The organism is Actinomadura sp. WMMB 499, assembly GCF_008824145.1.
Classification (GTDB): domain Bacteria; phylum Actinomycetota; class Actinomycetes; order Streptosporangiales; family Streptosporangiaceae; genus Spirillospora.
In genome coordinates, this window is record NZ_CP044407.1 from 4172850 (window position 1) to 4199410 (window position 26561).

A 26561-nucleotide genomic window follows, 5' to 3' on the forward strand; every position below is an offset into this window, starting at 1 on the left:
CATCGATCCATGGCCACCATCCTGCGGATGGCGCTGGGCCGGCTGCTGCTCCTGGTACCGATGGTGCTGGGGGTCACGCTGCTCGTCTTCGTCGTCCTGAGGTTCTCCCCCAGCGACCCCGCGTACAACGCCCTCGGCGAGGGCTCGACGCCCGAGGCCCGCGCCGCGTACGCGGCGGAACTCGGACTGAACGACCCGCTGCCCGTCCGGTACGCCCGGTTCCTCGGCGACCTGGTGCGCGGCGACCTGGGCGTCACCGCCGCGCCCAGCCGCCCGGTGACCGAGGCGGTCTCGACCGCGTTCCCGCTCACGCTCCAGCTCGCGGTGCTGTCGGTGGTCCTCGGCGTGCTGGTCGCGCTCGCCCTGGGCGTCACCGCCGCGCTGTTCCGGGACCGGTGGCCCGACCAGGTCATCCGCGCGCTGTCCATGGCGGGCGTCGCGATGCCGTCGTTCTGGCTCGGCATCCTGCTGATCCAGCAGTTCGCGCTGCGGCTCGGCTGGTTCCCCACCGGCGGGTACGTCAACCCGGCGGACTCGGTGGGCGAGTGGCTGCGCAGCCTCGCGCTGCCCGCGGTCGCGGTCGCGCTGCCGGTCGGCTCGCAGCTCGCCCGCGTCGTGCGCACCGCGATGGTCGAGGAACTCGACCGCGACTACGTCCGGACGGCGATCGGCGGCGGGCTGCCGCGGTCGGTCGTCGTCGGGCGCAACGTGCTGCGCAACGCGCTGATCACCCCGATGACCGTGCTCGGCCTGCAGATCGGCTACCTGCTCAGCGGGACGGTCGTGATCGAGGCGATCTTCGGGCTGCCCGGCCTCGGCACGCTGATCATGCAGGCCGTCACGGCCGGTGACCTGGCCCTCGTGCAGGGCGTGGTGCTGTGCGTGGCGGTGAGCTTCCTGCTGGTCAACCTGCTGGTGGACGTCCTGTACCTGTTCGCGAATCCGCGGTTGAAGGGAGCGGCGCGATGAGCGGTCCGCTGCACTCGGCGGCCGGCGCGCTGCGCCGGCTGCGGCCGGCGTCCCGGGTGGCGCTGGCGGTGCTGCTGCTGGTCGCGGTGGCGGCGGCGGCCGCACCGCTGATCACCGCGCACGACCCGCTGAGCACCGGCGCCGCCGGCCAGGCCCCGTCCGCCGAGCACTGGTTCGGCACCGACCGGGTCGGCCGGGACGTCTTCGCCCGCGTGCTCTACGGGGCGCGGTGGTCCCTGGCCATCGGGCTCGGCGCGGGCCTGCTGGCGCTGCTCGCCGGGGCGCTGCTCGGCGCGCTCGCCGCGACGTCGCACCGCGCCGTCGACGAGCTGGTCATGCGCTGCCTGGACGTGGTCATGGCGTTCCCCGCCGTCGCGCTCGCCGCGGTGATCGTCACCGTGTTCGGCAAGAGCCTGCCGGTGCTGGTCTGCACCATCGCGTTCCTGTACGTCCCGCAGGTCGCCCGCGTCGTCCGGGCCAACGTGATGTCGCAGTACGGCGAGGACTACGTCGCCGCCGAGAAGGTCATCGGCGCGGGCCGCGCGCACATCCTGACCCGCCACGTCGTGATCAACTGCGCGGCGCCCGTCCTGGTCTTCGTCACGATCATCGTGGCGAACGCGATCGTGTTCGAGGCGAGCCTGTCCTTCCTCGGCGCGGGCGTGCAGGACCCCGACCCGTCCTGGGGCAGCGTCATCGCCTACGGCAAGACGCTGGTGCTGTCCGGCGGCTGGTGGGCGACGTTCTTCCCCGGCCTGTTCATCCTGGTCACGGTGCTGGTCCTGAACATCCTGTCGGAGGGGATGTCGGACGCCTGGGCCGCACCGGCCGGCCGCTCCGGCGAGGACGCGGACGCCGAACCGGGCAAGTCCGTGGACGTCCGCAAGGCCGAGCCGTCCTCGGACGGACCGGCGCGCGCGCTGGACGAGGGCCTGCACGAGGGCCTGCACGAGGCGGGACTGCGGCTCGCGGCGCGGGCCCGGCCCCTCCCCGAGGGCGAGCCGCTGCTGCGCGTCGAGGACCTCACCATCGCCTTCCCCGACCGCTACGGCGACGTGCGGGTCGTCGACGGGGTGTCGCTGGACGTGCGTCCCGGCGAGGTCGTCGGGCTCGTCGGGGAGAGCGGCTGCGGCAAGAGCCTCACCGCCCTGGCGGTCATGGGCCTGGAGCCGCGCGCCGCGCGGCTCGGCGGGCGGCTCCTGTTCGACGGCCGCGACCTGCGCACCATGCCCGCCCGCGAGCGGCGCGGGCTGCTCGGCCACGACATGGCGATGATCTACCAGGACGCGCTGTCGTCACTGAACCCGGCGATGACGATCCGCGCCCAGCTCCGCCAGCTCACCCGCCGCGGCGGCACCCGCACCCCCGAGGAGCTGCTGGCCCTCGTCGGGCTCGACCCCGGCCGGACGCTGCGCAGCTACCCGCACGAGCTGTCCGGCGGGCAGCGGCAGCGGGTGCTGATCGCGATGGCGCTGTCGCGCGACCCGCGGCTGGTCGTCGCCGACGAGCCGACCACCGCGCTCGACGTCACCGTCCAGGCCGAGGTCATGCGGCTGCTGCTGCGGCTGCGCGCCGAACTCGGCTTCGCGCTGATCCTCGTCTCGCACGACCTCGCGCTCGTCGCCGACGTCACCGACCGCGTCGTCGTCATGTACGGGGGGCAGGTCGCCGAGGCCGGCGTGACGTCGCGGGTCGTGGCGGCGCCCCGGCACCACTACGCGCGCGGCCTGCTGGGCGCCGTCCTGTCGCTGGAGACGACGGACTCGCGCCCCGTGCAGATCCCCGGCGTCGTGCCGTCGCCGTCGGGCTTCCCCGCGGGCTGCCGGTTCGCCGACCGGTGCGCGGCCGCCACGGACGCGTGCGCCCGGCGGCCCGAGCCGTCCGGAACCCCCGCCGGGCACGCCTTCGCCTGCCACCACCCGGCCGGCACCGAACCGTCCGGGCAGGTCCCGGTGGAGACGGGAGAGCAGCGATGACCACCCCCGTGATGGAGCTGCGCGACGTGCACGTGCGGCTGCCCGCCCGCGGCGGCTCCCCCTTCCGGCGGGACGTCGTGCACGCGCTGACCGGCGCGGACCTCGCCGTCGCGCCCGGCGAGACGGTCGGGATCGTCGGCGAGTCCGGATGCGGCAAGTCGACGCTCGCGAAGGTCCTCGTCGGCCTGCTGCCGCCCACGTCCGGGACCGTCCTGTTCGAGGGGGACGACGTGGGCGGGCTCAAGCGCGCCGAGCGCGCCGCCCGGATCGGGGCGTCGGTCGGCATGGTCTTCCAGGACCCCGCCACCGCCCTCAACCGGCGCCTGCCCGTCCGCACCATCCTGCGCGACCCGCTCGACGTGCACCGGCGCGGCGCGCCCGCCGAACGGGACGAGCGCGTCCGCGAGCTGATGTCGCTGGTCGGGCTGCCGCCGTCGGCCGCCGCCGCGCTGCCCGCGCAGCTGTCCGGCGGGCAGCGGCAGCGCGTCGCGATCGCCCGCGCGCTGATGCTCGAACCGTCCCTGCTCGTCGCCGACGAGCCCACCTCGGCGCTCGACGTGTCCGTCCGGGCGCAGATCCTCAACCTGCTGCTCGACCTCAGGGACCGGCTCGGCCTGTCGATGGTGTTCGTGTCGCACGACATCCAGACGGTCCGCCGCATGTCCGACCGCATCGTGACGATGTACCTCGGCCGCATCGTCGAGGACGCCCCCGCCGCGACTATCGCCGCCGGCGGCACCCGCCACCCGTACACGCGGGCGCTGCTGTCGGCGACCCCGAGCCTGCTCGACCCGATGGAGCCGATCCGGCTCGACGGGCCCGTCCCGTCGGCCGTCCACCCGCCCACCGGCTGCCCGTTCCGCACCCGGTGCCGGAGCGCGAGCGACGCGTGCGCCGCCGCCATGCCGGACTTCACCGCCGCGACCGACCCCCTGCACCGGTACCGGTGCCTGCATCCCGTCACCGACCCGTCCGGCCCCGCCGCCGCGACCGTCCCCCAGGAGAACCCGTGACCACCGCTCCCGCTCCCGCCCCCACCCCCGCGCCCGGCGGCGCCCGGCTCGGCGGCGTGGTGCCGCCCGTCTGCACGCCGCTGACCCCCGGCCTGGACGTCGACGTCCCGTCCCTGGAGCGGCTCACCGACCACCTCACCGGCGCGGGCGTGGACGGGCTCTTCGTGCTGGGCTCCACGAGCGAGGTGGCGTTCCTGCCGGACGGGCACCGGCGGACCGTCGTGGAGACGGTCGTGAAGCGCGCGGGCGGGAGGCTGCCGGTGCTCGCCGGCGCCATCGACATGACCACCCCCCGGGTGGTCGAGCACGCCCGCGCCGCCGCCGAGGCCGGCGCGTCCGGCGTGGTCGTCACCGCGCCGTTCTACACCCGCACCCACCCGGCGGAGATCGAGGACCACCTGCGCCGCGTCGCCGCCGCCGTGCCCGTCCCCGTCTACGCCTACGACCTGCCGGTCTCGGTGCACGCCAAGCTGGACGGCGCGATGCTGCTGCGGCTCGCCGCCGAGGGCGTCCTCGCGGGCGTGAAGGACTCCAGCGGCGACGACGGCGCCCTGCGCACCCTGCTGCTCGACCGGCGGGACGCCGGCATCGACGGCTTCAGCGTGCTGACCGGCTCGGAACTGACCGTCGACACGGCCGTCGCCATGGGCGTGCACGGCGTCGTCCCCGGCCTCGGCAACGTCGACCCCGCCGGGTACGTGCGCCTGTACCGGCACTGCACCGGCGGCCGCTGGGCCGAGGCCCGCGCCGAGCAGGAGCGGCTGCTGCGCCTGTTCGACATCGTCAACGCGGGCGCGGCCGGCCGGATGGGGCGCGGCTCGTCCGCGCTCGGCGCGTTCAAGGCCGCGCTGCACCTGCTCGGCGTCATCGACCACCCGGTCACCGCACCGCCGCAGGTGCAGCTGGACACGGCGGAGACCGGGCGGGTGCGCGACCGGCTCGCCGCCGCCGGACTGCTGTGACCGGCGCCCGGTACGCCGCGCTCGACATCGGCGGCACGAAGATCGCCGCCGCGCTGACCGACGCGGAGGGAACGGTCCTGCACCGCGCCCGCGTCCCCACTCCCGAGGGCGGTGGGCGGCCCGTCCTCGCCGCCGCCGCCCGCCTGCTGGACGATCTCGCCGACCGGGCCCGCGACGCGACCGTCCCCCGGCCGGCGCGGGCGGGGGCCTGCGCGCGCTGGGGGTCCGGGCGGTCGGGGTGGGGGCGCCCGGGGTCGTCGATCCGGAGACCGGGCGGGTCGTGGCGGCCACGGACGTGCTGCCGGGCTGGTCGGGGACGCCGGTGCGGGACACCCTCGCGGGGCTCACCGGGCTGCCGGTCGCGGTCGCCAACGACGTCCGGGCGATGGGGCTCGGTGAGGCCCGGCGGGGCGCGGGCGCGGGATTCCATCGCGTGCTGCACGTGTCGGTCGGGACGGGCGTCGGCGGCGCGCTGACCACCGGCGGGCGGCTCGACGCCGGGGCGCACGGCACCGCGGGGGAACTCGCGCACCTGCTCGTTCCCGAACGGGGGCCGGTGCCGTGCGGCTGCGGGCGGCACGACCATCTGGAGGCCGCGGTCTCCGGTCCCGCCATCGCGGCGACCGGTGACCCCGGCCGGGCCGGGGCGCTGCTCGGCCGCGCGCTCGCCGGGCTCCTCGCCGTCCTGGACCCGGACGCCGTCGTGGTCGGCGGCGGCGTCGCGCAGCTCGGCGCGCCGTTCCTCGGCGCGGTCGCCGCGACGTTCCGGGCGGAGGCGCTGCCGCCGCTGCGCGACGTCCCGATCCTGGCCGCCCGCCTCGGCACCGACGCGCCGCTCGTCGGCGCCGCACTGCTCGCGAAGTCCGCACCGGAAGGAAGCACCCGATGACGTCCGAGGAGTTCGCCGCGCTCGTCCGCGGCAGGTTGATCGTGTCGTGCCAGGCCGGGCACGGGCATCCGCTGCGGGACACGGCGGCGCTCGTCCGGTCGGCGCGCGCCGCCGAGGCGGGCGGCGCGGCGGCGGTCCGCTGCGGCGGCGTCGGCGGCACCGCGGACGTCGCCGCCATCGCGGGCGCGGTCGCCGTGCCCGTCGTCGGCCTCACCAAGGACGGGACGGACGGCGTGTTCATCACGCCGACCGTCGCGGCGGCCCGCGCGGTGGTCGCGGCCGGTGCGGCCGTCGTCGCGGCCGACGCCACGTTCCGGCCCCGCCCGGACGGGCGCCCGGTGGCCGACTCGATCGCGGCGGTGCACGGCGCGGGCGCGCTGTTCATGGCGGACGTCGCGACCCTGGAGGAGGGCGTCGCGGCGGCGGAGGCGGGCGCGGACGCCGTCGCCACCACCCTCTCCGGCTACACCGGTCCCGGCCCGGTCCCGGACGGCCCGGACATCGGTCTCGTCCGCGCGCTCCGCGCCGCGCTGCCCGGGGCGACGATCGTCGCCGAGGGCCGCTACCACTCGCCGGACGCCGCCGCGGCGGCCATCGCGGCGGGCGCGACGGCGGTGGTCGTCGGAACGGCCATCACGGACCCGCGGTGGATCACGTCCCGGTTCGCCGCCGCCGTCGCGTCGTCCTAGCCGTCGAGCAGGCCGCGCAGGTCGGCGACCGCCCGCCGGGCGGCCCGCTCGGCGGCGGCCGACACCCCGCCGAGGCCGAAGAACCCATGGTTGAGCGTGGTCCACTCGCGGTGGACCACGCGGACCCTGGCGGCCCGCAGCGCCGCCGCGTACGCGTTCCCCTCGTCGCGCAGCGGGTCGTACCCGGCAGTGTGGACGATCGCGGGCGCGACGCCGGACAGGTCGGGCGCCCGCAGCGGCGACGCCCGCCAGTCCTCGCCGGGCGGCGCGTACAGCTCCGCGAACCACCGCATCCCCTCGCGGGTCAGCCCGTACCCCTCGGCCCGCTCGGCGCGGGACGGGTACCGGGCGTCGGTGTCCGGACCGGCGTAGCCGCCCGCGACGTCGGTGACCGGCACGATGAGGAGCTGGCCCGCGAGGGGCACGCGGGCGTCCCGGCAGGCGATGGCGACCGACGCCGCGAGTTGCGCGCCCGCGCTGTCCCCGGCGACGGCGATCCGCTCGTCCGGCCCGGCCGTCCGGGCGGCGTGCAGGGTCGCGGCCAGGCAGTCGTCGAACGCGGCCGGGTACGGGTGCTCGGGGGCGAGGCGGTAGTCGACGCCGACGACCGTCCGGCGCGTCCCGGCGGCGAGACGGCGCATGTGCTGGAGGTGGGTGCGCATGTCCCCGGCGATCCAGCCGCCGCCGTGGAAGAACAGGATCGTCGCGCCGGGCTCGCGGTCCACCGGCTCGGTCACGCGGACCCGGACGGGCCCGTGCGGCGCGTCCACCCGCTCGTCGCGCTCGTCCGCCGGGACGAACGGGTCGGCGAGCAGCGCGCGCGACCGGTCGTTCACCGCGACCGAGTGCCGCCGCGCCCCCTCGACGGACGCGTCGGCGGCCGTCGGATCGAGGGCGCGCCGCCGCAGCCACTCGGCGATGCCCGCATCGAACCCCTCGGAACCAGACCCGCGAACCGTCACAAGGACCCCCAATCCGCTAGAGGTAGGACATCCTACGTCACCCCGAGCGGACTCGCGCACCAGCGCACGACGGCGGGACCGTGCCGCGCCGCCAGCCGACCGGGTGGATCCCACCCGTGCGCAACGCCCCTGGGGGCGCCCCCGCCCGGCGCGGTGAAGGTGGAACCGTCAGGCGCGAGTGCGGTCCGGCCTGCCGTTGGCCGATGCCGGTCGCGTGGTGGGCGCGCCTCGGCGGCCGGCCCTGCGGCTCACTCCAGCCGACAGACGCCCCACAACTTCGCATTCGGGTCGCATCGAGACATCAGAACATCACTCAGCGCGACCGGGCGATTATTTCGGATGTGCGGACGGGCGGCGGCCCGGTTTTCGCGTCGCGTCGGCCCACCGGCATCGCGCCGGTCGAATGGTCTGAGTTTTTCACCGTGGCGGCCGAATCGCTTCAACGGCTGCCCGGCCGGCCGTTCCCGTCCGGGCATGCGACCGGTTTTGGGTTTCGTGTATTTCGGTCCGTTGTCGTGGCGGTATCGCGAACGGGTTGCCCCTCCGACAGTGCGGGGGGAAAGTGCGTGGAGCCGGTTCGACGGAAACCGGAGACACAGCAAGGGGGCTGGTCATCGTGGGGTTCATGCGGATCAAGAACACCGGATACAACTCGGCGCTGGTGCTGCCGACGGGGTCGTGGAAGGCGATGTTCCTGCGCGGTGATCAAATGGCGCAGACGAGCGCGGCGAGCCTGGACCACAATGGGCCGATCGGCGCCACCACCATTCACAGCGGGAAGCTGAACGGTATTCCGGAGCCGTACAAGAGCGCCTGCGAGGGCGCGCTGATGCTGCCGATGACCGGCGGGTCCTGGCAGATGCTGCTGTTCAAGGGCGACCGGGCGTGCTGGTACCACTGGGACACCAAGGTCCGCAGCGAGGGGCCGGTCACGCAGCTCAAGCACGCCGACGGCCACCCGGCCTGGGAGACGATGCTGCCCGCCGGCTACCGCGACGGCGTGGACGCGCTGCTGATGGACTCGACGGCCGAGTCGCCGTCGTGGACGACCTACGTGTTCAAGAACGACCGGGTCGCCACCATCGACTGGAACCGCGGCTGCACGCGGGAGTGCCGGATCTACGACGGCGCGCAGCCCACCGCGGGGTGGGCGAGGCTGCCGGCCGAATGGCTGCGGGACTACGACCACGTCCTGCCGCTGCCGAGCGTGTCGGGCGCCAAGCGCAGCCTGCTGATCAAGGGCGGCAACGGGTGCGTGTTCAACTGGAACACCGGTCCGGAGAGGACCGGCCCGCTCACCACGCTGATGCCCGAGGTGGCGCGACTGCCCGCGCCCTACACCACCCAGTACAGGCCGGTCGTGGGCCGCTGGGCCACCCCGGCCGCGCCCAACCCGATCACCGTGCGCCTCGATCTGGACGGCATCGGCGCGACGCGGCAGTTCAGCGGGGACGTCGAGCAGATCAGCGGCGCGACCCGGAGCCACCTGTACTCCTGGCGCGTCACCGCACCGGCCATCGCCGCCTCGACCACCGAGGTGACCGTCACCGGCAGGGCGCAGTGGAAACCGGGCTGGACGGGCTGCACCGCCAAGATCACCGTCCCGCGGGTGACGGAGGCCGCCGCCGCCCCCGCCATGCGGCTGGAGTTGAGCTTCGACGACGGCAACGTCTGCACCTACTCCCTGCCCTACGAATCGGCGCACCTGCGCACCGTCGACCTGGAGGTCGACGCGATGGCCGGACGGGCCGCGCTGGCCTCCTACGACACCGCCGACGCGGCGGGACCGCCCGAGTACGTCGACCGGCGGCTGACCATCGCGTCCGCCTTCGCCGAAGCGGGCATCGAGTTGCGCGCGGCGGGCGCGGTCAACGAGGTCGGCACCGCCGACTCCGGCGCCGACCTCAGATGGTCGGACTCCGAACTGCACACCGCGATGGTCAACAACTTCTCCGGCCACGCCGAGACCGCGCAGTGGAAGCTGTGGGCGTTCGTGGCGAACCTGCACGTCAACGGGCACACGGGCGTCATGTTCGACGTCCAGCACGGCAGGCACCGGCAGGGCATGGCCGTCTTCCACGACCAGATCCGCAACGAGGCCGGCTACTTCCAGCTGGGCCTCTACGTGCACGAACTCGGCCACTGCTTCAACCTGCTGCACTCGTGGGAGAAGCACCTGGCCGGGGCCCGGCTCGGTCCCGACGGCGGCCGCGGCGACCTGTCCTGGATGCAGTACTGGAACATGTACAGGGGCGAGAACGGCAGCGGCTGGGACGCCTACTGGAGCCGGTTCCCGTTCACCTTCACCGCCGACGAACTCGCCCACCTGCGGCACGCCCACCGCAACGACATCATCCCCGGCGGCGCCGACTGGGCCGCGCACGGCAGCGCCGCCTACAACGCCCAGGACGCCGCGCTGGCCGCGATGAACACCCCGCACGTCGACGACTCCGGACTGGCCCTCACCCTGTCGGCCCGCCCGTTCGCCTACGGCGAGCCGGTCACCGTCGAGATCAAGCTCGCCCGCGACGGCCGTGACGTCGCCGTGCACCGCGACCTGTCGCCCAAGAGCGAGTACGTCACCGTCGCCATCACCGCCCCCTCCGGCGCCACCCGGCTGTTCCGGCCGCTGGCCCGCCAGTGCGGCGGGCACGGCGAGGACTCCCTGACCACCCTGACCGCCGACCGGCCCGCCCTGTACGAGTCGGCCTACCTGGGATCGGGCGCCGACGGCCAGTACTTCACCGACCCCGGTCTCTACACCGTCCGCGCCCTGTACATCGCGCCGGACGGATCGCGCGTGGTCTCGCCCGACCTGACCGTCCGGATCCGGTTGCCGCGCAACGCCGACGACCAGGACGCCGGTGAACTGCTCATGAGCGACCAGGCCGGCAACCTGATGGCGCTGCTGGGTTCGGACTCGCCCGCCCTGCAGTCGGGCAACGCCGACCTGACCGAGCTGTCGGACCGCTTCCCCGACCACCCCCTGGCCGTCTACTCCCGCCTCGCCCAGGGCGCCAACGCCGGCCGCCACTACCAGCACGTCCGCGACGGCCGCATCCACGTGCGGCAGCCCGACACCAAGGACGCCATCACCCAGCTGACCGCCGCCGTCGACGCCTCGACCGGCCCGGAGGGGCTCAACGGCATCACCCTCAACGCCGCCATGCGCCGCCTGGCGACCGTCCACGCCAAGGCCGGGGACCACACCGCCGCCGGCGACACCCTCGACCGCATGGTCGGCCACTTCCGTGCCCGGCACCTCCCCGCCCCCGTCCTGGCCGCGATCCAGGAGCAGGCCGACAGCACCCGCCGCCAGATCGTCCCCGGCGACCGGCACCGCGAGGGCGGCGAGCGCGCCTGACGCGCGCCGCCCGGCCCGGCCTCGCCCCCACCGCCCCACGGCGGTGGGCGCGAGGCCCTTCGCGGACCGGTCGTGACGAACCGTCCGTGTCGGCTCGAAGGTGCGTCAGGCGAACAGGGCGGGTTCCAGCATCGCGACGAGCGATCCGGCCGCGGCCTCGGCGTCGTAACCGGGGTCGTGCAGCCGCTCGTCGACGATCCCGTCGATCGCGCCGCCGACGATGATCGCCGGCGTGCGCGTGTCCGGCCCCGGACCGAGACCGCGGGCCTCGCGCGCCCCGTGGAGGATCTCGGCGAGCGGACCCCAGCGGGCCTCCGGCTCCGGACGGCCGTGTTCGAGCAGCACCTCGATGATTGCTCCGGAGAAGTGCCTGGATGTCCCGGGCGCCTGCAGGAGGTGCCGGTCACCTCCGCCGCCGACCAGGCGGAGTGGCTGGACCGGCTCCTCGCGCGCCTGCCGGAGGAGTGCTTCCACATGGTCGGGCTGTCGATCGGCGGGTGGACGGCCGCCAACCTCGCCGTCCACCGGCCCCGGCACGTCGCAAGCCTGACGCTGCTGGACCCGGTCCAGACGTTCTCCGGCATCCCGCTCGGCACGGCGGTCCGCGCCGTCCCGGCGTCCGTGCCCTGGCTGCCCGAGTCCTGGCGCGACTCGTTCAACTCCTACGTCGCGGGCGGGCGCCCCCGTGAAGGACGAGCCGGTCGCCGCGGTGATCGACGCCGGGATGGAGAGCTACACGCCGCACCTGCCCCAGCCCTCTCGCATCGGCGAGGACGCGCTGCGCCGCCTGGAGATGCCCGTGCTGGCGATCCTCGCCGGACGGTCGGTGATGCACGACGTGGACGCGTCCCGCGAGGTCGCCGAGCGCGCCCTCCGGACCGGGACGGTCAAGGTCTACCCGGAGGCCTCGCACGCGATCAACGGCGAGCACCCCGCCGGCATCGCCGCGTTCCTCAACGGCCTTTAGGGGCCGGACGGGTCCTTTGGCCGGGGCACCCGGCCTCGGCCCCGGACCGGGACAGAGGTGACCGCGGCGCTAGAGCGGGCTCTGCCAGTCGCCGTCCCGCCCTGTGCAGAGCTGCTCGAAGTCGTCGATCAACTCCTGCGCGGCATCGCTGCCTTCCTTCATGAAGGGAGTCTCACCCAACGTCACGACGTCGCCGTCGGAGGTCGCCGTGAACGGGTCCGAGCGCACGAAACGGCCCTCCTGCGTCCACGTGATGAGGTTCCCGTCCTCGTTGAACACGCCCTGGCTCTTCTTGCTGCTCTCGGAGCCGCCCGCACACCTGAACGACTCGTAGGTGACGTCGTCGCCGTCGATGATGAGGCGGCCGATGGGCGCGCTGCGCCCGTCGTCGAAGTAGGTGCCGCTGTGGCCGCCTCCGGAGCATGCGGTCAGCGTGAACAGGGTGGCCGCACCGATGGTGAGGACGGTGGCGGTTCTCGGGATGTGCTTCATGTGCGTAAGGCGCTCGGGACGGCCCGGCGCAGGTCCTCTCGGTCGTCGTGGCTGGGAGACGCTGCTGCGGCACCGCCGCGGTGATCATGCTAACCGTGTGATCGTTTGCCGGTCTACACGGGGATATCGCGCTTGTCGTCCTCCAGGACCACACGTCCCCAGCTGCGTTGTCGCGCTGGACGACTAAGTCGTCCAGCGCGCTCCGCCAGCTCGGCAGCCCTCGCCGCTTCAGCCCGGCAGAGCGAGCCTCCACCACCCTGGCGACCGCAGGACGATCAGCGCTCACCACGGGACGTATCTCCATCACAGCCCATTCCGTGCCAGCCGACGTCCGCCGCGCAGCCGAAGCCCGCTGGCGGGGGCGCGGGTCCGGGAGCCCTGCGCCGCGGGGAGAGCCAAGACCACCGCGAGAAACGTCACTCGGCGGGACTTGATCAGAAAACCACATCCCGGCGAATAAAGGAGACGCTGCACACCCGTCCGAGTGCATCGGGCGCTGGCGGATGGGGCGGTGCGCTTCCTGCATGACTCGCAGCGCCGACAGGAGTGTGTGGAGGGTTCACCGGACCTGCAGCCGACGCCCCAGTTTCTCCGCGCCTCGCACCTTCTGGCCGGGGGCGATCGTCACGCGGAGGTTGCGATTCGCCGCGAGAGGCGCCAGGTCGATATCCGGCCGCACTTCTCGAATGGAGAGGTGGATCAGATTCGGCAAGGATGCAAGAGAACTGATATCCGAGATGCGCATGCAGCCGTCCAAGGAAACACTACACAATGTCGATACATCCACCAAGGGCGTCACGTCCCTAATGGGAGTTCGACTAAGATTAAGCACGGTCACGTCGTTCATTTGACCAAGTGGACCGATATCTTGCAGCCGAGAACATCCGTTCAATTCGAGTTGATACAGAGGAACATTAGCCAGCGCGGTGAGATTATCTACCCACTCACAGTTATGCAAGTAGAGGCGCTCGAGATCGGGAGCGCCCTCTACCAGCTCGGCAAGTCCACACTCTAGCCGTGATTCATTCAACCCCAGCGCCCTTAGGTTACGCAGCGACGGGAGCTCTTCGAAGCTCACCAAGTTGCGACCACCATGCAATGCCAGCTTCCGCAGGCCGACATGGCGTCGCAGTGGAGTGAAATCAATAACTCTATCGCAGCCCGACAGCCAAATGCCTTCAAGTTCCGGGAAATTGTCCAGGAACTTCACGTCACACATCCCTCGATACTCAAGAACAAGGCTCTTAAGGTTCGGCATGTCAGGCAGGTCAGCAGGACCGGCCCCGGCGACCCTCATTAGGGTGAGTTCCCGCAGCGTTGTGGCATGCCGGCGGAGAAGATTGAAGTCGACTGACTGGTTAAAGATGATATACAGACGCGAAAGTGCGGGCAATACGTCCAGGGTGGCAAGCTTTTCAGGCGAACGAATTATTTCGATAAGTGCACCAGCATCTGCCATCGGAGAGAGAACACGATCGGCAAATTCCCGGGGATCAAAATAGTCCCAAGCCCGGAGCAATTCCTCCTGCACAACCGATCGGGGGTCGTTCGCGAAGCGGGAGAGCGCGGTGAGTGCTTCGGGGCCATTGATCAGCCATGCGGTCTGGATGACGGCCGCCGCTGCCGCTTCCGAGAGGGACATCAGGTCCCTCGGCAGTCGGGCAAGAACCGGCGGGCCCGCGGTGGCGAGGGAGCGGGCCGTGGCCTCGTTGCGGGGCGGGACCAGCTCGTCGAGGCACCGGTCCAGTTCGGCGCGCAGATCCTCGGGGATAGACGGGACGGTCTCCAGGCAGGCCACGCTCAGGAGCTTCAAGGCTCGGCGGGTGCGGCGCTCGGTGCGGGCGCGGTCGAGGATGCCGGTGAGGAGTTCGCGGCAGAGGGGTTCGTTGGCGTGGCCCGCGGCCATGATGATGGTTTCGCGCCACGTGTCCCGGTGGGCGTGCCGGACGAGCAGGTCCATGTCGCCGAGGTCGGCGGCCTGCTTCGCGGTGAGGTACTCCTGGACGGTGCGGTGGACGAAGTCGATCCGTCCGGGCACCGGCTCGCGGATGACGCCGCTGCGCTGGAGCAGCTCGTCCAGGACGACGCCGGGTGCGGCTTCGACCCGCGGCATGGTGGCGAGACGGTTCGCGACGAGGCGTTCCACCATCGGCTTCGGAAGCTCGACGCGGTTGCTCGTGGACAGGTGCCAGGCGATGTCCTGCAAAACGCGGATCTTCTGGTCGCGTTCGAGGGTGCTCGAGAGGCCGCGTTTGGTGTCTCGTGTCTCCAGCAGCATGCCGAGGGCAGCGCCGTAGAGGTCCATGCGGTTCCGGGGAAGGGCTTCCCGGTCCAGGTTGAGGGCGCACAGCATCGCGGCGAGCAGCGGGTTGGAGGCGAGCCCGCGCAGGTGCGGTGCGGCTTCGAGGCGGCTGAGCAGCCGTGCCTTGTAGCCGGGGAGGCGTTCGGGCGCGCAGGGCAGGCCGTCGCAGTCGCGGACGGCGTCGTGCCAGTGGTCGACCAGGGCGCGAACGTCGGACGGGGAGAGCGGTTCGAGGAACGTGGTGGTGAAACCTTCGGCGCGCAGCCAGTCCGCGCCGGCGGCGGCCGGGCGGGACGTGACGATGATCCGGATGCCGCGGAACTCGTTGACGATCTCCTTCAGCCACGTTCGGACGGCCTGGCGCCGTGCGGGAGGGACCTCGTCCACGCCGTCCACGAGCAGGACGGCGCGGCCCGACAGCAGGCGGCGATGCGCCCAGCCGCGCGGCATGAGCCCGGCGAGCGATCCCGCGACATCATCGAGGTACTCCTCGGGACGGGGCAGCGGCCCTTCGGGGTGGCTGCGCAGCTTGATCATGAACGGGACGCAGCCGTTCCACTCCGCGAGCGGGCCGGTGAACGCGCCCCGCGCCGCCGTCACGGCGAGCCAGCGCAGCAGCGTGCTCTTGCCGCCGCCCGCTTCGCCGCGGACGAGCGTCAGGTGGCGGTCGGCGAGCACCGACTCGACCCGGTCGGCGGCCAGGGGATGCTCGCCGCGCCATTCGCTGATCGGTATCGCCTCGGGCTTCGACCGGCGCCGTGAGTTCTCCTGGGAGACGTTCAGGCTGATGTAGGCGACGCTGAGTGTCGTCTGGGGGCGGGTGAAGCGTTCGAAGCGGACGCCGAGAAGTTCGAGCGTGTCCAAGTTCTCGCTGAGGGACGACAGGTAGAGGCGGGTGAACTCCTCGTCCTCCGACTCCCCCTCTGGCGCCGTGAGCGTGCGCACGGGCAGGCGGGACAGGACGGCGTTCAGCTGCGACGACAGGTCGGTCAGCCGGGACAGCGTCTCGACGGACGCGCGGGGGCCGAACTGCGCGAGGTGGACGATGATGCGGGCGAGGCAGTCGCAGCACTCGTCCAGCGCCACCTCGTAGAGGCGGGCTCCCGCCTCGCCCAGTTCGAACTCGGCCTTCCGGGCGGACAGGCGGGTGCGGAGGCCCCGCGACAGCTTCACCGGGTCCATGTCGACGGCGAACCATGCGTCGTCCGAGAGGTCCGCGCGCTCGAGGGTGAGGACGATCTGGTGCAGTGCGGCCTCGCGGTCGCCGCCGGTCAGGCCGCGGAACTCGTGTCCGGCGAACTTGAGGAGCCGCTCGGTGACGGAGTCGGCGATGCCCTCGATCTGCCGGTTGGCGCTGCGGCGCCGCAGTTCGTCGGGAAGCCCGGTCTTGATCAGCTCGGTGAGTTCCTTGCCTGCGCCGTCCCGGGCGGAGCGGCTCGCGAGCCAGCGGCCGACGGCGAGGTTCGCCACCGATGCGCCGACCCGCATCGCGGCGACTTCGAGAGACATGGTGCCCAGTATCGAGCGGTCTGCGGGCGGCGTCAGCCGATGTCCGGATGAGGCCCGAGGTCGGCGCCCAAGCCCGGATCGTCCGGGCCGTTTCCAGGGGCGACGCTCCCCGAAGCGGCCCCGGATCTCGGCTATCACACCCGACCCAGGCACCGCAGCCTCGCCTCCCTCCCCGACCGGGTGCTCTTGAGCGCAGACCGCTACGGAAGCCCGAAAGTCACTCTCGGTGGGCACTTGACCACTGGCGAACGGCCGGACAGAGTCGATACAGCGCGCGGCTGCGCGCGACCCTGGGCTGGAGGTCTCGATGGCCACTCTGCGGTTGCTCGTAATCGATCCCGATACCGATGGTGGGCACTGCCCCGCGATCATGGTGGAGGAGACCGCCGGCGATCTGCTGTTCCAAGGGCCGCGGGTGACGTCCGAGAGCGAGTTGGCCGAGGTCGACGGGCTCAGTCCCCTCGGCCCGGATGAGATCGTGGGGCGCATTCCCGCACGGATGCGGGCGGCTCTCCTGCGAGCGTTGATGGAGGCGGACGGTGCGGACGCTGGAGCTGACGGACTTCGATGAGTTGATCGGCGGTTGCGTGTCGCAAGCGCTCCACCTGGAGATGCGCGACACCTATGTGCCTTCCGATCCCTCCTTCATCGCGTTCACCGGTGGTCCGGCCTATGACCGCACGGACCGCGAGCGTCGCTGGCATGCGCTGATCGCCCCGGCGGTCGCGCGGGGGGTGAGCGTGCGACGGGCGAGAATCGTCTCGGAGCCCGTGACGCCGTACATCCGCTTCGAGCATGCGGTGACGGAGTCGATGAATCTCGCGGCCGGCGAACAGGTCCGCTGGCTGCCGAGGCGGAACGCGTCCGATCTCGCTCTGCCCGGCAACGACTTCTGGCTTTTCGACGAGCGCCTGATCCGTTTCCATCACTTCGGCGGTGACGGCGAGCACATCGTGGACGAGCTGACCGACGAGCCGGCGGTCATCGAGCTGTGCGCGTCGGCCTTCGCCGCGGTGTGGCAACGGGCGGTCGACCACCGCGAGTACGAACTCTCCTGACCTGCGCCCGCGCGTAGATCGGAGTTGATCGTCACCATGCCGTCGTCACCTTCTCCCTCGTCCAGCGTCCAGGCGGCCCGCCAGGCGCTCGCCGCCCGGTTGAGGGAGCTGCGCCAGGACGCCGAACTAAGCGGTGTGGAGTTGGCGGCCACCGTCGGCTGGCACAAGTCAAAGGTCAGCCGCATCGAGAAGGCCGTCCAGCCGGTCACCCGGGCCGACATCCGCGCCTGGTGCTCGGCCTGCGGTGCCGACGAGCGCACCGACGATCTCCTCGCGTCCTTGCGGATCCTGGAAGGCGCCTACGTCGAGTGGCGGCGACTGCAACCGACCGGCCTGCGGCGCCTGCAGGAGTCCTATCTCCCGCTCTACGAGCGGACCCGCTGGATGCGGGTGTATCAGCCGTGGGTCGTGCCCGGACTGTTCCAGACGGCCGAGTACGCCCGCTCTCTCCTGACCTCGATCACCGAGTTCCGGGGCATCCGCAACGATGTGGACGAGGCGGTCGCCGCGCGGCTGCGCCGCCGCCGCGTGCTGACGACCAGCGGTCACACGTTCGCGTTCATCGTCGAGCAGTGCGTCCTGGAGTACTCGGTCGGGAGTTCCGAGGTGATGGCGGGCCAGCTCCGTCACCTGCTCGAGGCGATGACACTGCCTTCGGTGTCCCTGGGCATCATCCCGGCTTCGGCACGCCGCCCGATGTGGGCGGTGGAAGGCTTCACCGTCTACGACACCGCGCAGGTTCACGTGGAGTTGCTGACCGCCAACGTCACCGTCACCTCGCCGAGTGAGCTGACCACCTACTTCAAGGCTTTCGACGAGCTGTCCGCGCTGGCCGTCCACGGCGCCGAGGCCCGAAAACTGATCGCCCGGACCTTGGACGTGTTCGAGGGCGCCTGAACCGCCGGGCTCATCGGGGCGCAACAACGCGCAACTTCCTGGACCGGCCCCCACGCGAACCGTCACTCTCGGGTCACATGCTCTCCACTGAGAGTGCCGATCGGCGCCAAAGCGTTTCGGAAGGGTGGACGATCTATGACCACGCAGGCGGACGAGCGCCCTCACGCGCTCGACCTCGTGACGCACTCGCCGGACGGCGAGTCGCGCGGGCTGGCATTCCGTGTCGGGGACATCTTCCCCATGGACCCCGGCTTGGACATGGCGTCCAAAATGGACGCCGCCGCGACTCGGGCGCGCCCCTGGGGGCTGCGGTTCCTGGTGCGGCCCCGTGCGGGCAAGCACGAGAAGGGCACCTCCGACTACACCACCGGTGGCCAGGGTGACAGCCAGAACCCCGAGGACAAGGGCAAGGACTGACTTGACGGTACTGATGCTTGCCCGTGACGGCGACAAGGTCGTCGAACGGGTCTCCGCCGAGCTGCGCGAACGCGGAACAGCGGTTGCCCAGGTGAATCCGTCGGCCTTTCCCACCCGGCTGTCGATGGGGGCCCGTCTGAACGCTTCGGCCTCCTGGTCGGGAAGGATCAGCGACCGGGCCGGACTCGACGTCGAGCTGGCGGACGTCAGCGCGGTGTGGCAGCGCGGAGCCACCCCGTTCGTGATGGACGAGCGCATGTCCGCCCCCGAGCGCGCGTTCGCGTACGGGGAGGCACGCCGGGGGTTCGGTGGCGTGCTGACCGCGCTGAGCGACTGCCTGTGGGTCAACGACACGATGGCAGCGGCACGGTGCGAGTACAAGCCCTTCCAGCTCTCCGAGGCGGCACGGGTCGGGTTGACGGTTCCGGAAACCTTGATCACCTCCGACCCGTGCACCGCCTACGAGTGGGCCGGGGAGCTGGGGCGACCGATCGTGTACAAGCCCTTGGACGGGGTCGTCCACGCAGACGAAGGGCAGGTCCGCATTCTGTACACCGCGCCGGTCACCGATCTGGAGAGTCTCCTCGATCCGGCGTTCGGGCGGACCGCCCAGCTTCTTCAGGAGCGCGTCCCGAAGGCGTTCGAGGCACGCGTGACCGTGGTCGGTGACCAGGTGTTCGCGGTCCGGATCGACGCCGTCGGCGAAGCGGCGCGGGAGGACTGGCGGTCGGACTACGACGCCCTCTCCTACAGCGTCCTCCTTCTGCCGTCCAATCTTCGGGCCAAGCTCCTGGTTCTGATGGCGCGCCTCGGACTGTCGTACGGCGCATTCGACCTGATCCAAGACACCTCGGGCCGATGGGTGTTCCTCGAAGTGAACCAGCGGGGCGAGTTCGGCTGGCTCGCCGACGCGACCGGCCTCCCGATCTACTCCGCCATGGCTGATCTACTGGAGAGTGGCACATGAGCCGCGCCGAGGACCTGGCCGCCTCCCTGGGCATCGGCCGGCAGTGGCGGGAGGTGATACGGGCGGCACCGCGCGAGGTCTTCGTGCCGGATGTCGGGCTGGCCTGCCCCGAGCAGGGTGCCCCTTACTCGATCGACCGGCGGGCGCGACCGGAGGAGTGGCTGAGCGCCGTCTACTCCGATGCGTCGATCATCACTCAGCGCGAGGACGGCAGGGGCGATCCGCTGCGGATCGCGGACGGGATGGCCACCAGCTCGATCTCCGCCCCCGGCATCGCCTTCCGGTGCCTGGAACTGCTGGCTCCCCGCGACCACGACCGCGTTCTCGAGGTGGGCACGGGGACCGGATACACCACCGCCGTCCTGTCGGCCCGGGTCGGGGACGGCAACGTCACCACCGTGGAGGTCGATCCCGAGATCGCCGAGCGGGCCCGTGTCAACATCGCGGCGGCGGGCTTCGCACCGCGCGTGGTCGTCGGTGACGGCCTGGCGGGAGCCCCGGACAACGAACCCTACGATCGCGTGCACGTGACCGCGGCCGTCGCAGAGGTCCCCTTCACCTGGGTGGAGCAGACGCGTCCCGGCGGGGTCATCGTGGCGCCGTGGCAGCCTCTTCGGGGCCACGGTCTCCTCACACGGCTGACAGTGACCCGTGACGGCGCCTACGGACGATTCCACGGGCCCTGCGGGTACATGCTGCTGCGCTCACAACGCGCCGAGCTGCGGTGGCGAGTCCACCACGAGGACGAAGCAAGGGTGACGGCGACCACCCTCGACCCACGCACCGTCTGGGAGGCCGGCGAGGGGCTTCGGCTTGCCGCCGTCGCCATGTCCCCCGGGTTGGCGTACTGGGACAAGCACTTCGACGACGGGTCGTTCTCACTGTGCCTCTTCGAGATCGGTACCCCCGATGGGCCATGGGCGGCATGCGACTGGGAGCCCGGACACGACCGCTACGAAGTCACTCAGTACGGCGACCGGCACCTATGGGACGAACTGGAGGACGCCTTCGAGTGGTGGGTCCGCAACGACGGTCCCGGCGTCGAACGGTTCGGCCTTACCGCCACTCCCGAGGGCGACCGCCTGTGGCTGGACCGCCCAACGAATCTTGTCGGGACCGGCGGGTAAGCAGAGCCGCGGAATTGGACCGACGCCGGCTCGCCCTCGACCGAGCCGTCAGCGGGCGCGCCGGGCATGGACGCTCCGAGTTCCGCCGCGGGGCTCCCGGCGGGCCGGGGCGGGCAGGGGGGCGAGGGCGTGGCCGGGGCGCGGGGACCGGAGCCGGGCGGAGACGGGGCGATGGCGCCGGGCGCGGCGGGCTCCGGGGTGCCGGGCGGGGACGGGACGGGACGGCGCGCGGACGGGCCCGCGCCCGTCGGGCGTCGCGTCCTCGCCGGGGCCGGCCGGGCCGGCGGGGAACCGGCGGTCATCCCGGCCGGTGGGCGCGGGACGATCGGGCCGGGCTGCCCGTGCAACGGTGACGGCTCCATTACGTTGGTGGGCGGCTCACACCAACCGGGCAGGTGAAGGGATCTTCATGGCGTCGCAGCAGTTCGACCCGCCGTCGGGGACACGGGACTTCCTCGCGGGCGACCTGCATCGGCGCGAGCGGGTCTTCGAGGCGGCCCGGTCGGTGTTCACGCGGTACGGCTTCGAGCCGTTGCAGACCCCGGCGTTCGAACGCCTGGAGACCCTGACCGGCAAGTACGGGGACGAGGGCGACAAGCTCATCTTCAAGATCCTCAAGCGCGGTGCGCACGAGGCGAGCGGCGAGGCCGACATGGCGCTCCGCTACGACCTGACGGTCCCGCTGGCGCGGGTGGTCGCCGCGCACGGGAGCCGGCTCCCCACCCCCTACAAGCGCTACGCGATCGGGCCGGTGTGGCGCGCCGACCGCCCCGGCAAGGGCCGGTTCCGCGAGTTCACCCAGTGCGACGTCGACATCGTCGGGTCGTCCTCGCCCCTCGTCGAGGCGGAAGTGGTGTGCGCGGGCGCCGACGCTCTCGACGCGATGGGCGTCCGGGACTTCACGGTCCTCGTCAACAGCCGGCGGGCGCTGACCGGCCTCATGCAGGTGTACGGCGTCCCCGCGGACCGCGCGGCGGGCGCGCTGATCACCCTCGACAAGCTGGACAAGCAGGAACCGGCGGCGGTGGTCGCCGAACTGGTGGAGGCGCGCGGCCTGGACCGGGGCACCGCCGGGGAGCTGGTGCGCGACGTCACCGCCAACGACGCCGTGGACCGGATGCGGGCCGCGCTCAAGGACAGCGCGGAGGGCCGCGAGGGGCTCGCCGAGGTGGACCGGCTGCTGGAACTGGCGGGACCGCACGTCGGTGCGGCCCGCATCCGGTTCGCGCCGGATCTCGTGCGCGGGCTGGACTACTACACCGGGGCGATCTGGGAGGTGGTCGCGCCGGGGATGCCGGGCTCGATCGCGAGCGGGGGACGGTACGACCACCTGATCCGGACGCTCGGCGGCCCGGACGTGACCGCGTGCGGGTTCTCGATCGGGGTCGAACGGATCATCGGCGCGCTGGGAGGCGCCGACGATGGGACGGGCCGGATCGACGTCGCGGTCACGATCATGAACGAGGACTACGTCACCGGCGCGCTCGGGTTCGCGCAGGAACTGCGGCGTGCGGGATGGCGGGCGGAGATCTTCCTCGGCACCGGCAGGAAGCTGGGCAAGCAGCTCAAATGGGCGTCGGACCGTCATGCTCGCTTCGCTTTGCTGCAAGGCGACAGCGAGCACGCCGAGGGTGCGGTCACGATCAGGAACATGGAGACCGGCGACCAGGAGCGGGTTCCGGTCACCGGCCTCTTCACGGCTCTGGATTCCGCACTCAGGATGTAGGTGCACCCCGCGCCGTCCGAGCATCGGAGGCGGGCACGGGAGTCCGGGGAGATCGACTCTTCGCCGCCGTCGCCGAGAAGGGGTTTCCCGATCCCTGGAACGCCTTCGGCGAACACCTGTCGTGGGAGGCCGCTCGCGCCGTCCACCTCAAGGCGGAGATCGGCTTGGCCCGCAAGGAACCCGGCGGCCCGGCGGCCGGTGAGGCGCTGGCACTCTTCGACCGCAAGGCCGCGAATCTGGAGGCGGCCGCCGGGCTCCTCGCCGAGGTCACCGCCGAGTACGACGCCTCCGGCATGTGGACCGTCCTGGACGAGCGCGCGGCCCGCCTCGACGTCGCCGACGTGTCCGAACGCTGGGCGCGGCGGCTCGTGACCCATCCCTTTCCGGTCGCGCTGCGGTCCCTGGAGTTCAACTGGGGCTACATGCGGCAACACGGCGTCAGGTCGTTCTACGAGATGACCGCCCGCTATGTCGCCGACCTCGTGGAGAACACGGTGCGGTGGCGAGCGGCCTTCGAGGCCGAACGCGACAGCGGTGTCATCGACCGCATCACCACCGTTGAGGCCGATCTCGCGAGCGAGGAGGCCCCGATGCACTGCGACATATGCAAGAAGACGATCACGGCGCTGCTGTACCTGGACGGGTAGGCCGGGGCCGGTCGCCGGGCCGGGCGGCCCACGTCGCGCCGTCCGGGCGTATCGAGCAGGCACCGGGCGCGTCCCGGGCCGCTCCCGGAGCAGCGGGCCGGGGTGCGGAGGGACGGCGCCGAGCACGGGCCGTCCCTCCGCACGGGCCGGCGGAAGCCCCGGAGGGTCGACGTGCCGTCGCGACGGCCCGCGCCCCGTTCGAGGCCACCGCGCATCGGGGGGCCGCCGCACCGGACAGCCCGATGCGTTGGACGGGCTCGGGCGGGCCGGGCCGGGGCCGGTGGAGCCTTCGGCGGCGTCACCGGGCCGTGGTGGTGGGAGCGGCGATCACGCTCGGCCGTCCGGCGTGTTGCCCGGTCGACGATGCGCCGGGCAGAGACGGGCTCGGGGCGGCCTGTGTTCCGGGGGCGCCGTTCGGCCCGGCGCCGCTCGACCTCGCGCGGTGGGCGGCGTCCGGCACCCACCGCGCGATCGCACGGCCCGGCCGGGCTCGGTCGTTCGGCCGCGTCCATGTCCTTCCCGTTCAAGGGCGGCCGGGCGTTGTTCCGCCTCGGCGGCGGATGCTTTGGCAGGCGTCGAAAGGTGGCCGATGACGAGTAATGTCGGTTTCACGCAAGCGTGCTGCGAGGAGGCCGGGTTCACGCAGCCGCCAAAGAGACGTGCACGGCTAAGTCAGCGCCGGCACGAGGCTTTTTGAGGGGTGCGGTGGTGGGGCGCTCGAAGTCGTGGCAGGAGCACCCACCGGCCGCGCTGAGCGGGGACCCGGACGCGATGCGCGACTACGCGGCGGTGCTCGAGCAGGAGCGGCGGTTCGGCGAGGCCGAGTGGTGGTACCGGGAGGCCGCCACCCGGGAAGCACGGCCGCGATCCGACCGCCACGAACCCGTCTGGCCCCCCTCGTTCATCCTTGGCTCCCCGGGCCAATGGACGAACTACAACCATGCCGCGCTCTGGGCGGTGTCGTTCGGACTGCTCGGACCGATCACTTGCGGCCTCACCTCCCTCCCGGCGATCGTCCTCGGGCATATGGCGTGGGTCCGGGTGCGCCGGTCCGGCCAGCCCGGCATCGGGCCCGCGATCACCGGTACCGTGCTCGGCTGGCTGATGGTCGTGGTCTGGGCACTGGTCATCCCTCAACTGGGCTGACCCCTCGCCGACCCGCCACGGTCGGACAGGGCATGCCACCTGGACTGGCGTTGCCACTTCTCGGCCACGGGTCCTTGGTGCCGCCCGATCTCATCGACACCGACTCGCGGCGGGTGCAGGGCCGGCCGAACTCGTGAACGTATGTTGCTGGTAGAGGCGAACAACACCGACCGCAGCGACGCTCATCGCGCCAGCGGCGCCGCGAACCACCCCCGAAGCCGTCCGAAGAAGCCGCTGAGCCGCCGGGCGGCGATGTCCCCGTCCGGCGTGCGCGGGCGGGGCACCGGACGCGGGCGCGGCGCCGACCGGGCGCGGGACGCCGAACGCCGTACGGGACGCGGAGCCGGGCGGGGGCGGGGCACCGGGGCCGGACGTGGCGGGACCGGACGGGCCGGGGGCGCGGGCGGGGGCGAGGGGCGGTTCGCGGCGAGCGCCGTCCGGATCATCTCCACGAGGATCTCCGGCGAGGCCGCCTCCAGGAGGCGGTCGCCCACGACGGCCCACCAGGCCCCCGTCCACTCGCCGAACCAGGCCGGGACGCCGGGGAACCGCCACGCCAGGTCCGCCTGGACGAGGTCGGGATCCCGGTCGAGCCAGGCCGGGAAGGAACTGTCGGCTGCGTGCAGCATGGATCGGACCTCCGCGTTCCGATCGGGCCCCGCCCGGCGCCGTCCCGATGACGACGACCGCCCGGAACGCGACGTCGGCATCACCGGTCGCGCCGGTCGGGGCTGCGGATGGATGCGAAGGGGCGGTGCCGGACGCGAGGGGGCCGCCCCTTCGCGACGGCGTCACGGGTTCAGGACCGCGAAGACGACCTTGCCGGTGTTGCCGGACAGCGGACGGACGCCCCAGTAGCGCGTGTACTGCTCGACCACGAACAGGCCCCGCCCGGACTCTCCGTCCAGGTCCGCCCGCTGCACGCGCGGCTCCTCCCAGAGGGAGTCCTGAACCTCCATCCAGAGCGAGCCGTCCTCGTTGTGCCCGATCCGGAACGTCACGTCCTCCGGCCCCGTCGTGTGCCGGATCGCGTTCGTCACCAGCTCACTCGCCACCAGGCACGGGACGAAGTCGTCCGTGCCGGACGCCGCCAGCGCGAGCCGGATGAACCCCCGCACTTCCGCGATCGACTTCAGATGCCGCTTGACCACCATCTCCGCGTGCGTCGCCTCGATCATGCAGCCCAGCTCCCATCACCGTGTGTTGCCGACATCACACATTGAGCCACTATCCGGGGTACGATGTGGCTTGCCAAGTGAGGCTGGAGATCGACGGAGAATGATCAAGAAGAGTTGGTAACTCTCCATTCGAGAGGCTGAGCCATGCCCCCCAAGCGTCAACGCCCCCGGGAAGCCCCCGCGCTCGTAGCATTCGGCCGACAAATGCGCCGAATGCGGGAAGCCAAGGGCATCAAGCAGGAGACCATCGCCCACCTCACGAACATGAGCGTTGCTCAGGTCAGCCGCATCGAGAACGGCAAGAGACGAGCCAGTCGGTCTTTCACCGACATCATCGATGACCACCTGGAAGCAGGCGGAGCGCTCATCGCACTCTGGAACGATCTGAACAAGGACGGCCACCCGGTACCCGTCTGGTTCGACTGGCCCAAGATCGAGGCGGACGCCGCCATGCTGGTCTCCTGGGAGCCCATGCTCATCACCGGCCTCGCCCAGACCCGTGCCTACGCTTCCGCTCTACTGGCGGGCAACGAAGAGGCGGTAGAGGCTCGGCTGAGCCGCCAGGCGATCCTCACCCGTGACGACGGGAGGGACTCACCGACGCTCTCCCTGCTCATCGACGAGCAAGCACTCCACCGTCAGGTCGGCGACGCCGAGACGATGAAGGGGCAGCTCGAGCACCTGATCAGTCTCAGTATGTTGTCCAACGTCACGGTTCAAGTAGTGTTGGGAAACGGAGAACATGACGGCAACATGGGCGCGTTCGTTGTCGCGACCATGGACGACCGAAGCGAGGTCGCTTACGTCGAGTCGGCTGTACGGCCGATCACGACCGATGACCCCGCAGACCTGTCCGTCCTAGCGCGCACCCTGTTTGCACTCCGTTCGCGAGCCCTCAACGAGGATATGTCTCGCGAACTGATTAGAAAGGTGGTCCAAGAGAAATGGACCTGAGGAACGCCAAGTGGCGTAAGAGCACTTACACGGGATCCAACGGCGGCAACTGCGTCGAACTGGCGGGGCTCCCCGGCACGGTCGCCGTCCGGGACAGCAAGGACCCGGACGGGCCGGTCCTGCTCCTCTCCCGTACCGCCCTCCGCGAGGCCGTCCGGGCGGCCTCGGACGAGCGCTGAACGGCACGACCCCGCACGCACCTCCCGGCCGTCCGTCCTCGGGCGGCCGGTATGAGGTGATCTCGCAGGCACGAGTCGTCTGCTGACGTCCCCGGACGGGCCTGTGCCCGTCCTCGGGGCGACGCGGGAGGCGCCGGTGGCGTTGACCTCGTCGCCCCTCGAAGCTTGGCA

The 26561-nt window shown here is 71.9% G+C and carries 25 protein-coding genes and 2 pseudogenes; 21 read left to right on the top strand and 6 right to left on the bottom strand.

All coding sequences use genetic code 11. The features are described 5' to 3' along the window. Nucleotides 1–9: 9 nt before the first annotated feature. The 7 genes and pseudogenes from F7P10_RS18330 (at nt 10) to F7P10_RS18355 (ending at nt 6498) form a co-directional block, all read left to right on the top strand. Complete coding sequence (locus F7P10_RS18330; protein WP_151010451.1) at nt 10–969, top strand: ABC transporter permease; 960 nt, start codon at nt 10–12, stop codon at nt 967–969. Beyond that, complete coding sequence (locus F7P10_RS18335; protein WP_151010452.1) at nt 966–2945, top strand: dipeptide/oligopeptide/nickel ABC transporter permease/ATP-binding protein; 1980 nt, start codon at nt 966–968, stop codon at nt 2943–2945. The genes F7P10_RS18330 and F7P10_RS18335 overlap by 4 nt, the downstream gene beginning before the upstream one ends. Then, complete coding sequence (locus F7P10_RS18340; protein ID WP_218040563.1) at nt 2942–3958, top strand: ABC transporter ATP-binding protein; 1017 nt, start codon at nt 2942–2944, stop codon at nt 3956–3958. Before F7P10_RS18335 ends, F7P10_RS18340 begins: the two co-directional genes overlap by 4 nt. Further along, entirely contained in the window at nt 3955–4920 is a 966-nt protein-coding gene (locus F7P10_RS18345) for a dihydrodipicolinate synthase family protein (protein WP_151010453.1), read from the top strand. The genes F7P10_RS18340 and F7P10_RS18345 overlap by 4 nt, the downstream gene beginning before the upstream one ends. Next, nucleotides 4917–5033: pseudogene (locus F7P10_RS45450) on the top strand (ROK family protein); the annotation flags it as partial. The gene F7P10_RS18345 and the pseudogene F7P10_RS45450, both read left to right, overlap by 4 nt. A 125-nt stretch (nt 5034–5158) precedes the next feature. Further along, complete coding sequence (locus tag F7P10_RS43350; RefSeq protein WP_254716687.1) at nt 5159–5809, top strand: ROK family protein; 651 nt, start codon at nt 5159–5161, stop codon at nt 5807–5809. Then, nucleotides 5806–6498, top strand: coding sequence for a putative N-acetylmannosamine-6-phosphate 2-epimerase (locus F7P10_RS18355; RefSeq protein WP_151010454.1), 693 nt, complete (start codon nt 5806–5808; stop codon nt 6496–6498). Before F7P10_RS43350 ends, F7P10_RS18355 begins: the two co-directional genes overlap by 4 nt. Here F7P10_RS18355 and F7P10_RS18360 read toward each other — a convergent pair. Further along, the gene (locus F7P10_RS18360) at nt 6495–7460 is read right to left on the bottom strand and encodes an alpha/beta hydrolase (RefSeq protein ID WP_151010455.1); all 966 of its coding nucleotides are present in this window, start codon (nt 7458–7460) and stop codon (nt 6495–6497) included. The genes F7P10_RS18355 and F7P10_RS18360 overlap by 4 nt on opposite strands. Nucleotides 7461–8085: 625 nt before the next feature. Here F7P10_RS18360 and F7P10_RS18365 point away from each other — a divergent pair. Continuing rightward, nucleotides 8086–10824, top strand: a complete 2739-nt coding sequence (locus F7P10_RS18365) for a hypothetical protein (RefSeq protein WP_151010456.1) — start codon at nt 8086–8088, stop codon at nt 10822–10824. A 105-nt stretch (nt 10825–10929) separates the two neighbouring features. Here the strand turns inward: F7P10_RS18365 and F7P10_RS18370 are convergent, their stop codons facing one another. Then, nucleotides 10930–11298, bottom strand: a complete 369-nt coding sequence (locus F7P10_RS18370; protein WP_254716688.1) for a hypothetical protein — start codon at nt 11296–11298, stop codon at nt 10930–10932. Between F7P10_RS18370 and F7P10_RS44440 the strand changes: the two are divergent. Both F7P10_RS44440 and F7P10_RS44445 read left to right on the top strand, forming a co-directional pair. Then, nucleotides 11221–11433: pseudogene (locus F7P10_RS44440) on the top strand (alpha/beta fold hydrolase); the annotation flags it as partial. The gene F7P10_RS18370 and the pseudogene F7P10_RS44440 sit on opposite strands and share 78 nt — an antisense overlap. Nucleotides 11434–11509: 76 nt before the next feature. Further along, the gene (locus tag F7P10_RS44445) at nt 11510–11791 is read left to right on the top strand and encodes an alpha/beta fold hydrolase (RefSeq protein ID WP_254716689.1); all 282 of its coding nucleotides are present in this window, start codon (nt 11510–11512) and stop codon (nt 11789–11791) included. A gap of 69 nt (nt 11792–11860) precedes the next feature. Here the strand turns inward: F7P10_RS44445 and F7P10_RS18380 are convergent, their stop codons facing one another. Next, entirely contained in the window at nt 11861–12283 is a 423-nt protein-coding gene (locus F7P10_RS18380; RefSeq protein ID WP_151010458.1) for a hypothetical protein, read from the bottom strand. Nucleotides 12284–12842: 559 nt separating this feature from the next. Next, a complete protein-coding gene (locus tag F7P10_RS18385) occupies nt 12843–16094 on the bottom strand; it encodes an NACHT domain-containing NTPase (RefSeq protein WP_176611530.1) in 3252 nt (1083 codons plus the stop codon). Nucleotides 16095–16401: 307 nt separating this feature from the next. Here F7P10_RS18385 and F7P10_RS18390 point away from each other — a divergent pair, with 307 nt between their 5' ends. From F7P10_RS18390 to F7P10_RS18430, 9 genes are all read left to right on the top strand, one after another. Beyond that, on the top strand, nt 16402–16665 hold the full coding sequence (locus F7P10_RS18390) for a hypothetical protein (RefSeq protein WP_151010460.1): 264 nt from the start codon (nt 16402–16404) through the stop codon (nt 16663–16665). After that, entirely contained in the window at nt 16634–17152 is a 519-nt protein-coding gene (locus F7P10_RS18395) for a DUF6879 family protein (RefSeq protein ID WP_254716690.1), read from the top strand. Before F7P10_RS18390 ends, F7P10_RS18395 begins: the two co-directional genes overlap by 32 nt. Nucleotides 17153–17188: 36 nt before the next feature. After that, nucleotides 17189–18049: a helix-turn-helix transcriptional regulator gene (locus F7P10_RS18400; RefSeq protein WP_151010461.1), complete on the top strand. Its 861-nt coding sequence runs from the start codon at nt 17189–17191 to the stop codon at nt 18047–18049. Nucleotides 18050–18184: 135 nt separating this feature from the next. Continuing rightward, entirely contained in the window at nt 18185–18466 is a 282-nt protein-coding gene (locus F7P10_RS18405; protein ID WP_151010462.1) for a hypothetical protein, read from the top strand. Between the two features lies 1 nt (nt 18467). Then, the gene (locus tag F7P10_RS18410) at nt 18468–19433 is read left to right on the top strand and encodes an MvdC/MvdD family ATP grasp protein (protein ID WP_151010463.1); all 966 of its coding nucleotides are present in this window, start codon (nt 18468–18470) and stop codon (nt 19431–19433) included. Further along, nucleotides 19430–20560 carry a methyltransferase domain-containing protein gene (locus F7P10_RS18415; RefSeq protein WP_151010464.1) on the top strand — a complete coding sequence of 377 codons (1131 nt, stop codon included), beginning with the start codon at nt 19430–19432 and terminating at the stop codon, nt 20558–20560. Before F7P10_RS18410 ends, F7P10_RS18415 begins: the two co-directional genes overlap by 4 nt. 409 nt (nt 20561–20969) lie before the next feature. Then, nucleotides 20970–22286, top strand: a complete 1317-nt coding sequence (gene hisS, locus F7P10_RS18420; protein ID WP_151010465.1) for a histidine--tRNA ligase — start codon at nt 20970–20972, stop codon at nt 22284–22286. A 164-nt stretch (nt 22287–22450) separates the two neighbouring features. After that, nucleotides 22451–22933: a hypothetical protein gene (locus F7P10_RS18425; protein WP_176611531.1), complete on the top strand. Its 483-nt coding sequence runs from the start codon at nt 22451–22453 to the stop codon at nt 22931–22933. 708 nt (nt 22934–23641) lie between these two features. Then, complete coding sequence (locus tag F7P10_RS18430; RefSeq protein ID WP_151010466.1) at nt 23642–24079, top strand: DUF4190 domain-containing protein; 438 nt, start codon at nt 23642–23644, stop codon at nt 24077–24079. A 182-nt stretch (nt 24080–24261) separates the two neighbouring features. On the opposite strand, the gene F7P10_RS18435 is transcribed toward F7P10_RS18430, so the two are convergent. Beyond that, the gene (locus F7P10_RS18435; RefSeq protein WP_151010467.1) at nt 24262–24708 is read right to left on the bottom strand and encodes a hypothetical protein; all 447 of its coding nucleotides are present in this window, start codon (nt 24706–24708) and stop codon (nt 24262–24264) included. 162 nt (nt 24709–24870) lie between these two features. Continuing rightward, nucleotides 24871–25257, bottom strand: a complete 387-nt coding sequence (locus tag F7P10_RS18440) for an ATP-binding protein (RefSeq protein WP_151010468.1) — start codon at nt 25255–25257, stop codon at nt 24871–24873. A 213-nt stretch (nt 25258–25470) separates the two neighbouring features. On the opposite strand from F7P10_RS18440, the gene F7P10_RS18445 reads away from it, so the two are divergent. Both F7P10_RS18445 and F7P10_RS18450 read left to right on the top strand, forming a co-directional pair. Continuing rightward, nucleotides 25471–26211, top strand: a complete 741-nt coding sequence (locus tag F7P10_RS18445) for a helix-turn-helix transcriptional regulator (protein WP_176611532.1) — start codon at nt 25471–25473, stop codon at nt 26209–26211. Beyond that, on the top strand, nt 26202–26390 hold the full coding sequence (locus tag F7P10_RS18450) for a DUF397 domain-containing protein (RefSeq protein WP_151010470.1): 189 nt from the start codon (nt 26202–26204) through the stop codon (nt 26388–26390). Before F7P10_RS18445 ends, F7P10_RS18450 begins: the two co-directional genes overlap by 10 nt. The last annotated feature ends 171 nt before the right edge of the window (nt 26391–26561 follow it).

What these genes read in the sequence shown, in the direction of transcription:
- F7P10_RS18380 (WP_151010458.1), bottom strand. Translation starts at nt 12,283, where the DNA reads ATGAAGCACATCCCGAGAACCGCCACCGTCCTCACCATCGGTGCGGCC.
- F7P10_RS18385 (WP_176611530.1), bottom strand. Translation starts at nt 16,094, where the DNA reads ATGTCTCTCGAAGTCGCCGCGATGCGGGTCGGCGCATCGGTGGCGAAC.
- F7P10_RS18390 (WP_151010460.1), top strand. Translation starts at nt 16,402, where the DNA reads ATGGCCACTCTGCGGTTGCTCGTAATCGATCCCGATACCGATGGTGGG.
- F7P10_RS18440 (WP_151010468.1), bottom strand. Translation starts at nt 25,257, where the DNA reads ATGATCGAGGCGACGCACGCGGAGATGGTGGTCAAGCGGCATCTGAAG.
- F7P10_RS18415 (WP_151010464.1), top strand. Translation starts at nt 19,430, where the DNA reads ATGAGCCGCGCCGAGGACCTGGCCGCCTCCCTGGGCATCGGCCGGCAG.
- F7P10_RS18340 (WP_218040563.1), top strand. Translation starts at nt 2,942, where the DNA reads ATGACCACCCCCGTGATGGAGCTGCGCGACGTGCACGTGCGGCTGCCC.
- F7P10_RS18355 (WP_151010454.1), top strand. Translation starts at nt 5,806, where the DNA reads ATGACGTCCGAGGAGTTCGCCGCGCTCGTCCGCGGCAGGTTGATCGTG.
- F7P10_RS18400 (WP_151010461.1), top strand. Translation starts at nt 17,189, where the DNA reads ATGCCGTCGTCACCTTCTCCCTCGTCCAGCGTCCAGGCGGCCCGCCAG.
- F7P10_RS18365 (WP_151010456.1), top strand. Translation starts at nt 8,086, where the DNA reads ATGCGGATCAAGAACACCGGATACAACTCGGCGCTGGTGCTGCCGACG.
- F7P10_RS18445 (WP_176611532.1), top strand. Translation starts at nt 25,471, where the DNA reads ATGCGGGAAGCCAAGGGCATCAAGCAGGAGACCATCGCCCACCTCACG.
- F7P10_RS18450 (WP_151010470.1), top strand. Translation starts at nt 26,202, where the DNA reads ATGGACCTGAGGAACGCCAAGTGGCGTAAGAGCACTTACACGGGATCC.
- hisS (WP_151010465.1), top strand. Translation starts at nt 20,970, where the DNA reads ATGGCGTCGCAGCAGTTCGACCCGCCGTCGGGGACACGGGACTTCCTC.
- F7P10_RS18330 (WP_151010451.1), top strand. Translation starts at nt 10, where the DNA reads ATGGCCACCATCCTGCGGATGGCGCTGGGCCGGCTGCTGCTCCTGGTA.
- F7P10_RS18435 (WP_151010467.1), bottom strand. Translation starts at nt 24,708, where the DNA reads ATGCTGCACGCAGCCGACAGTTCCTTCCCGGCCTGGCTCGACCGGGAT.
- F7P10_RS18405 (WP_151010462.1), top strand. Translation starts at nt 18,185, where the DNA reads ATGACCACGCAGGCGGACGAGCGCCCTCACGCGCTCGACCTCGTGACG.
- F7P10_RS18335 (WP_151010452.1), top strand. Translation starts at nt 966, where the DNA reads ATGAGCGGTCCGCTGCACTCGGCGGCCGGCGCGCTGCGCCGGCTGCGG.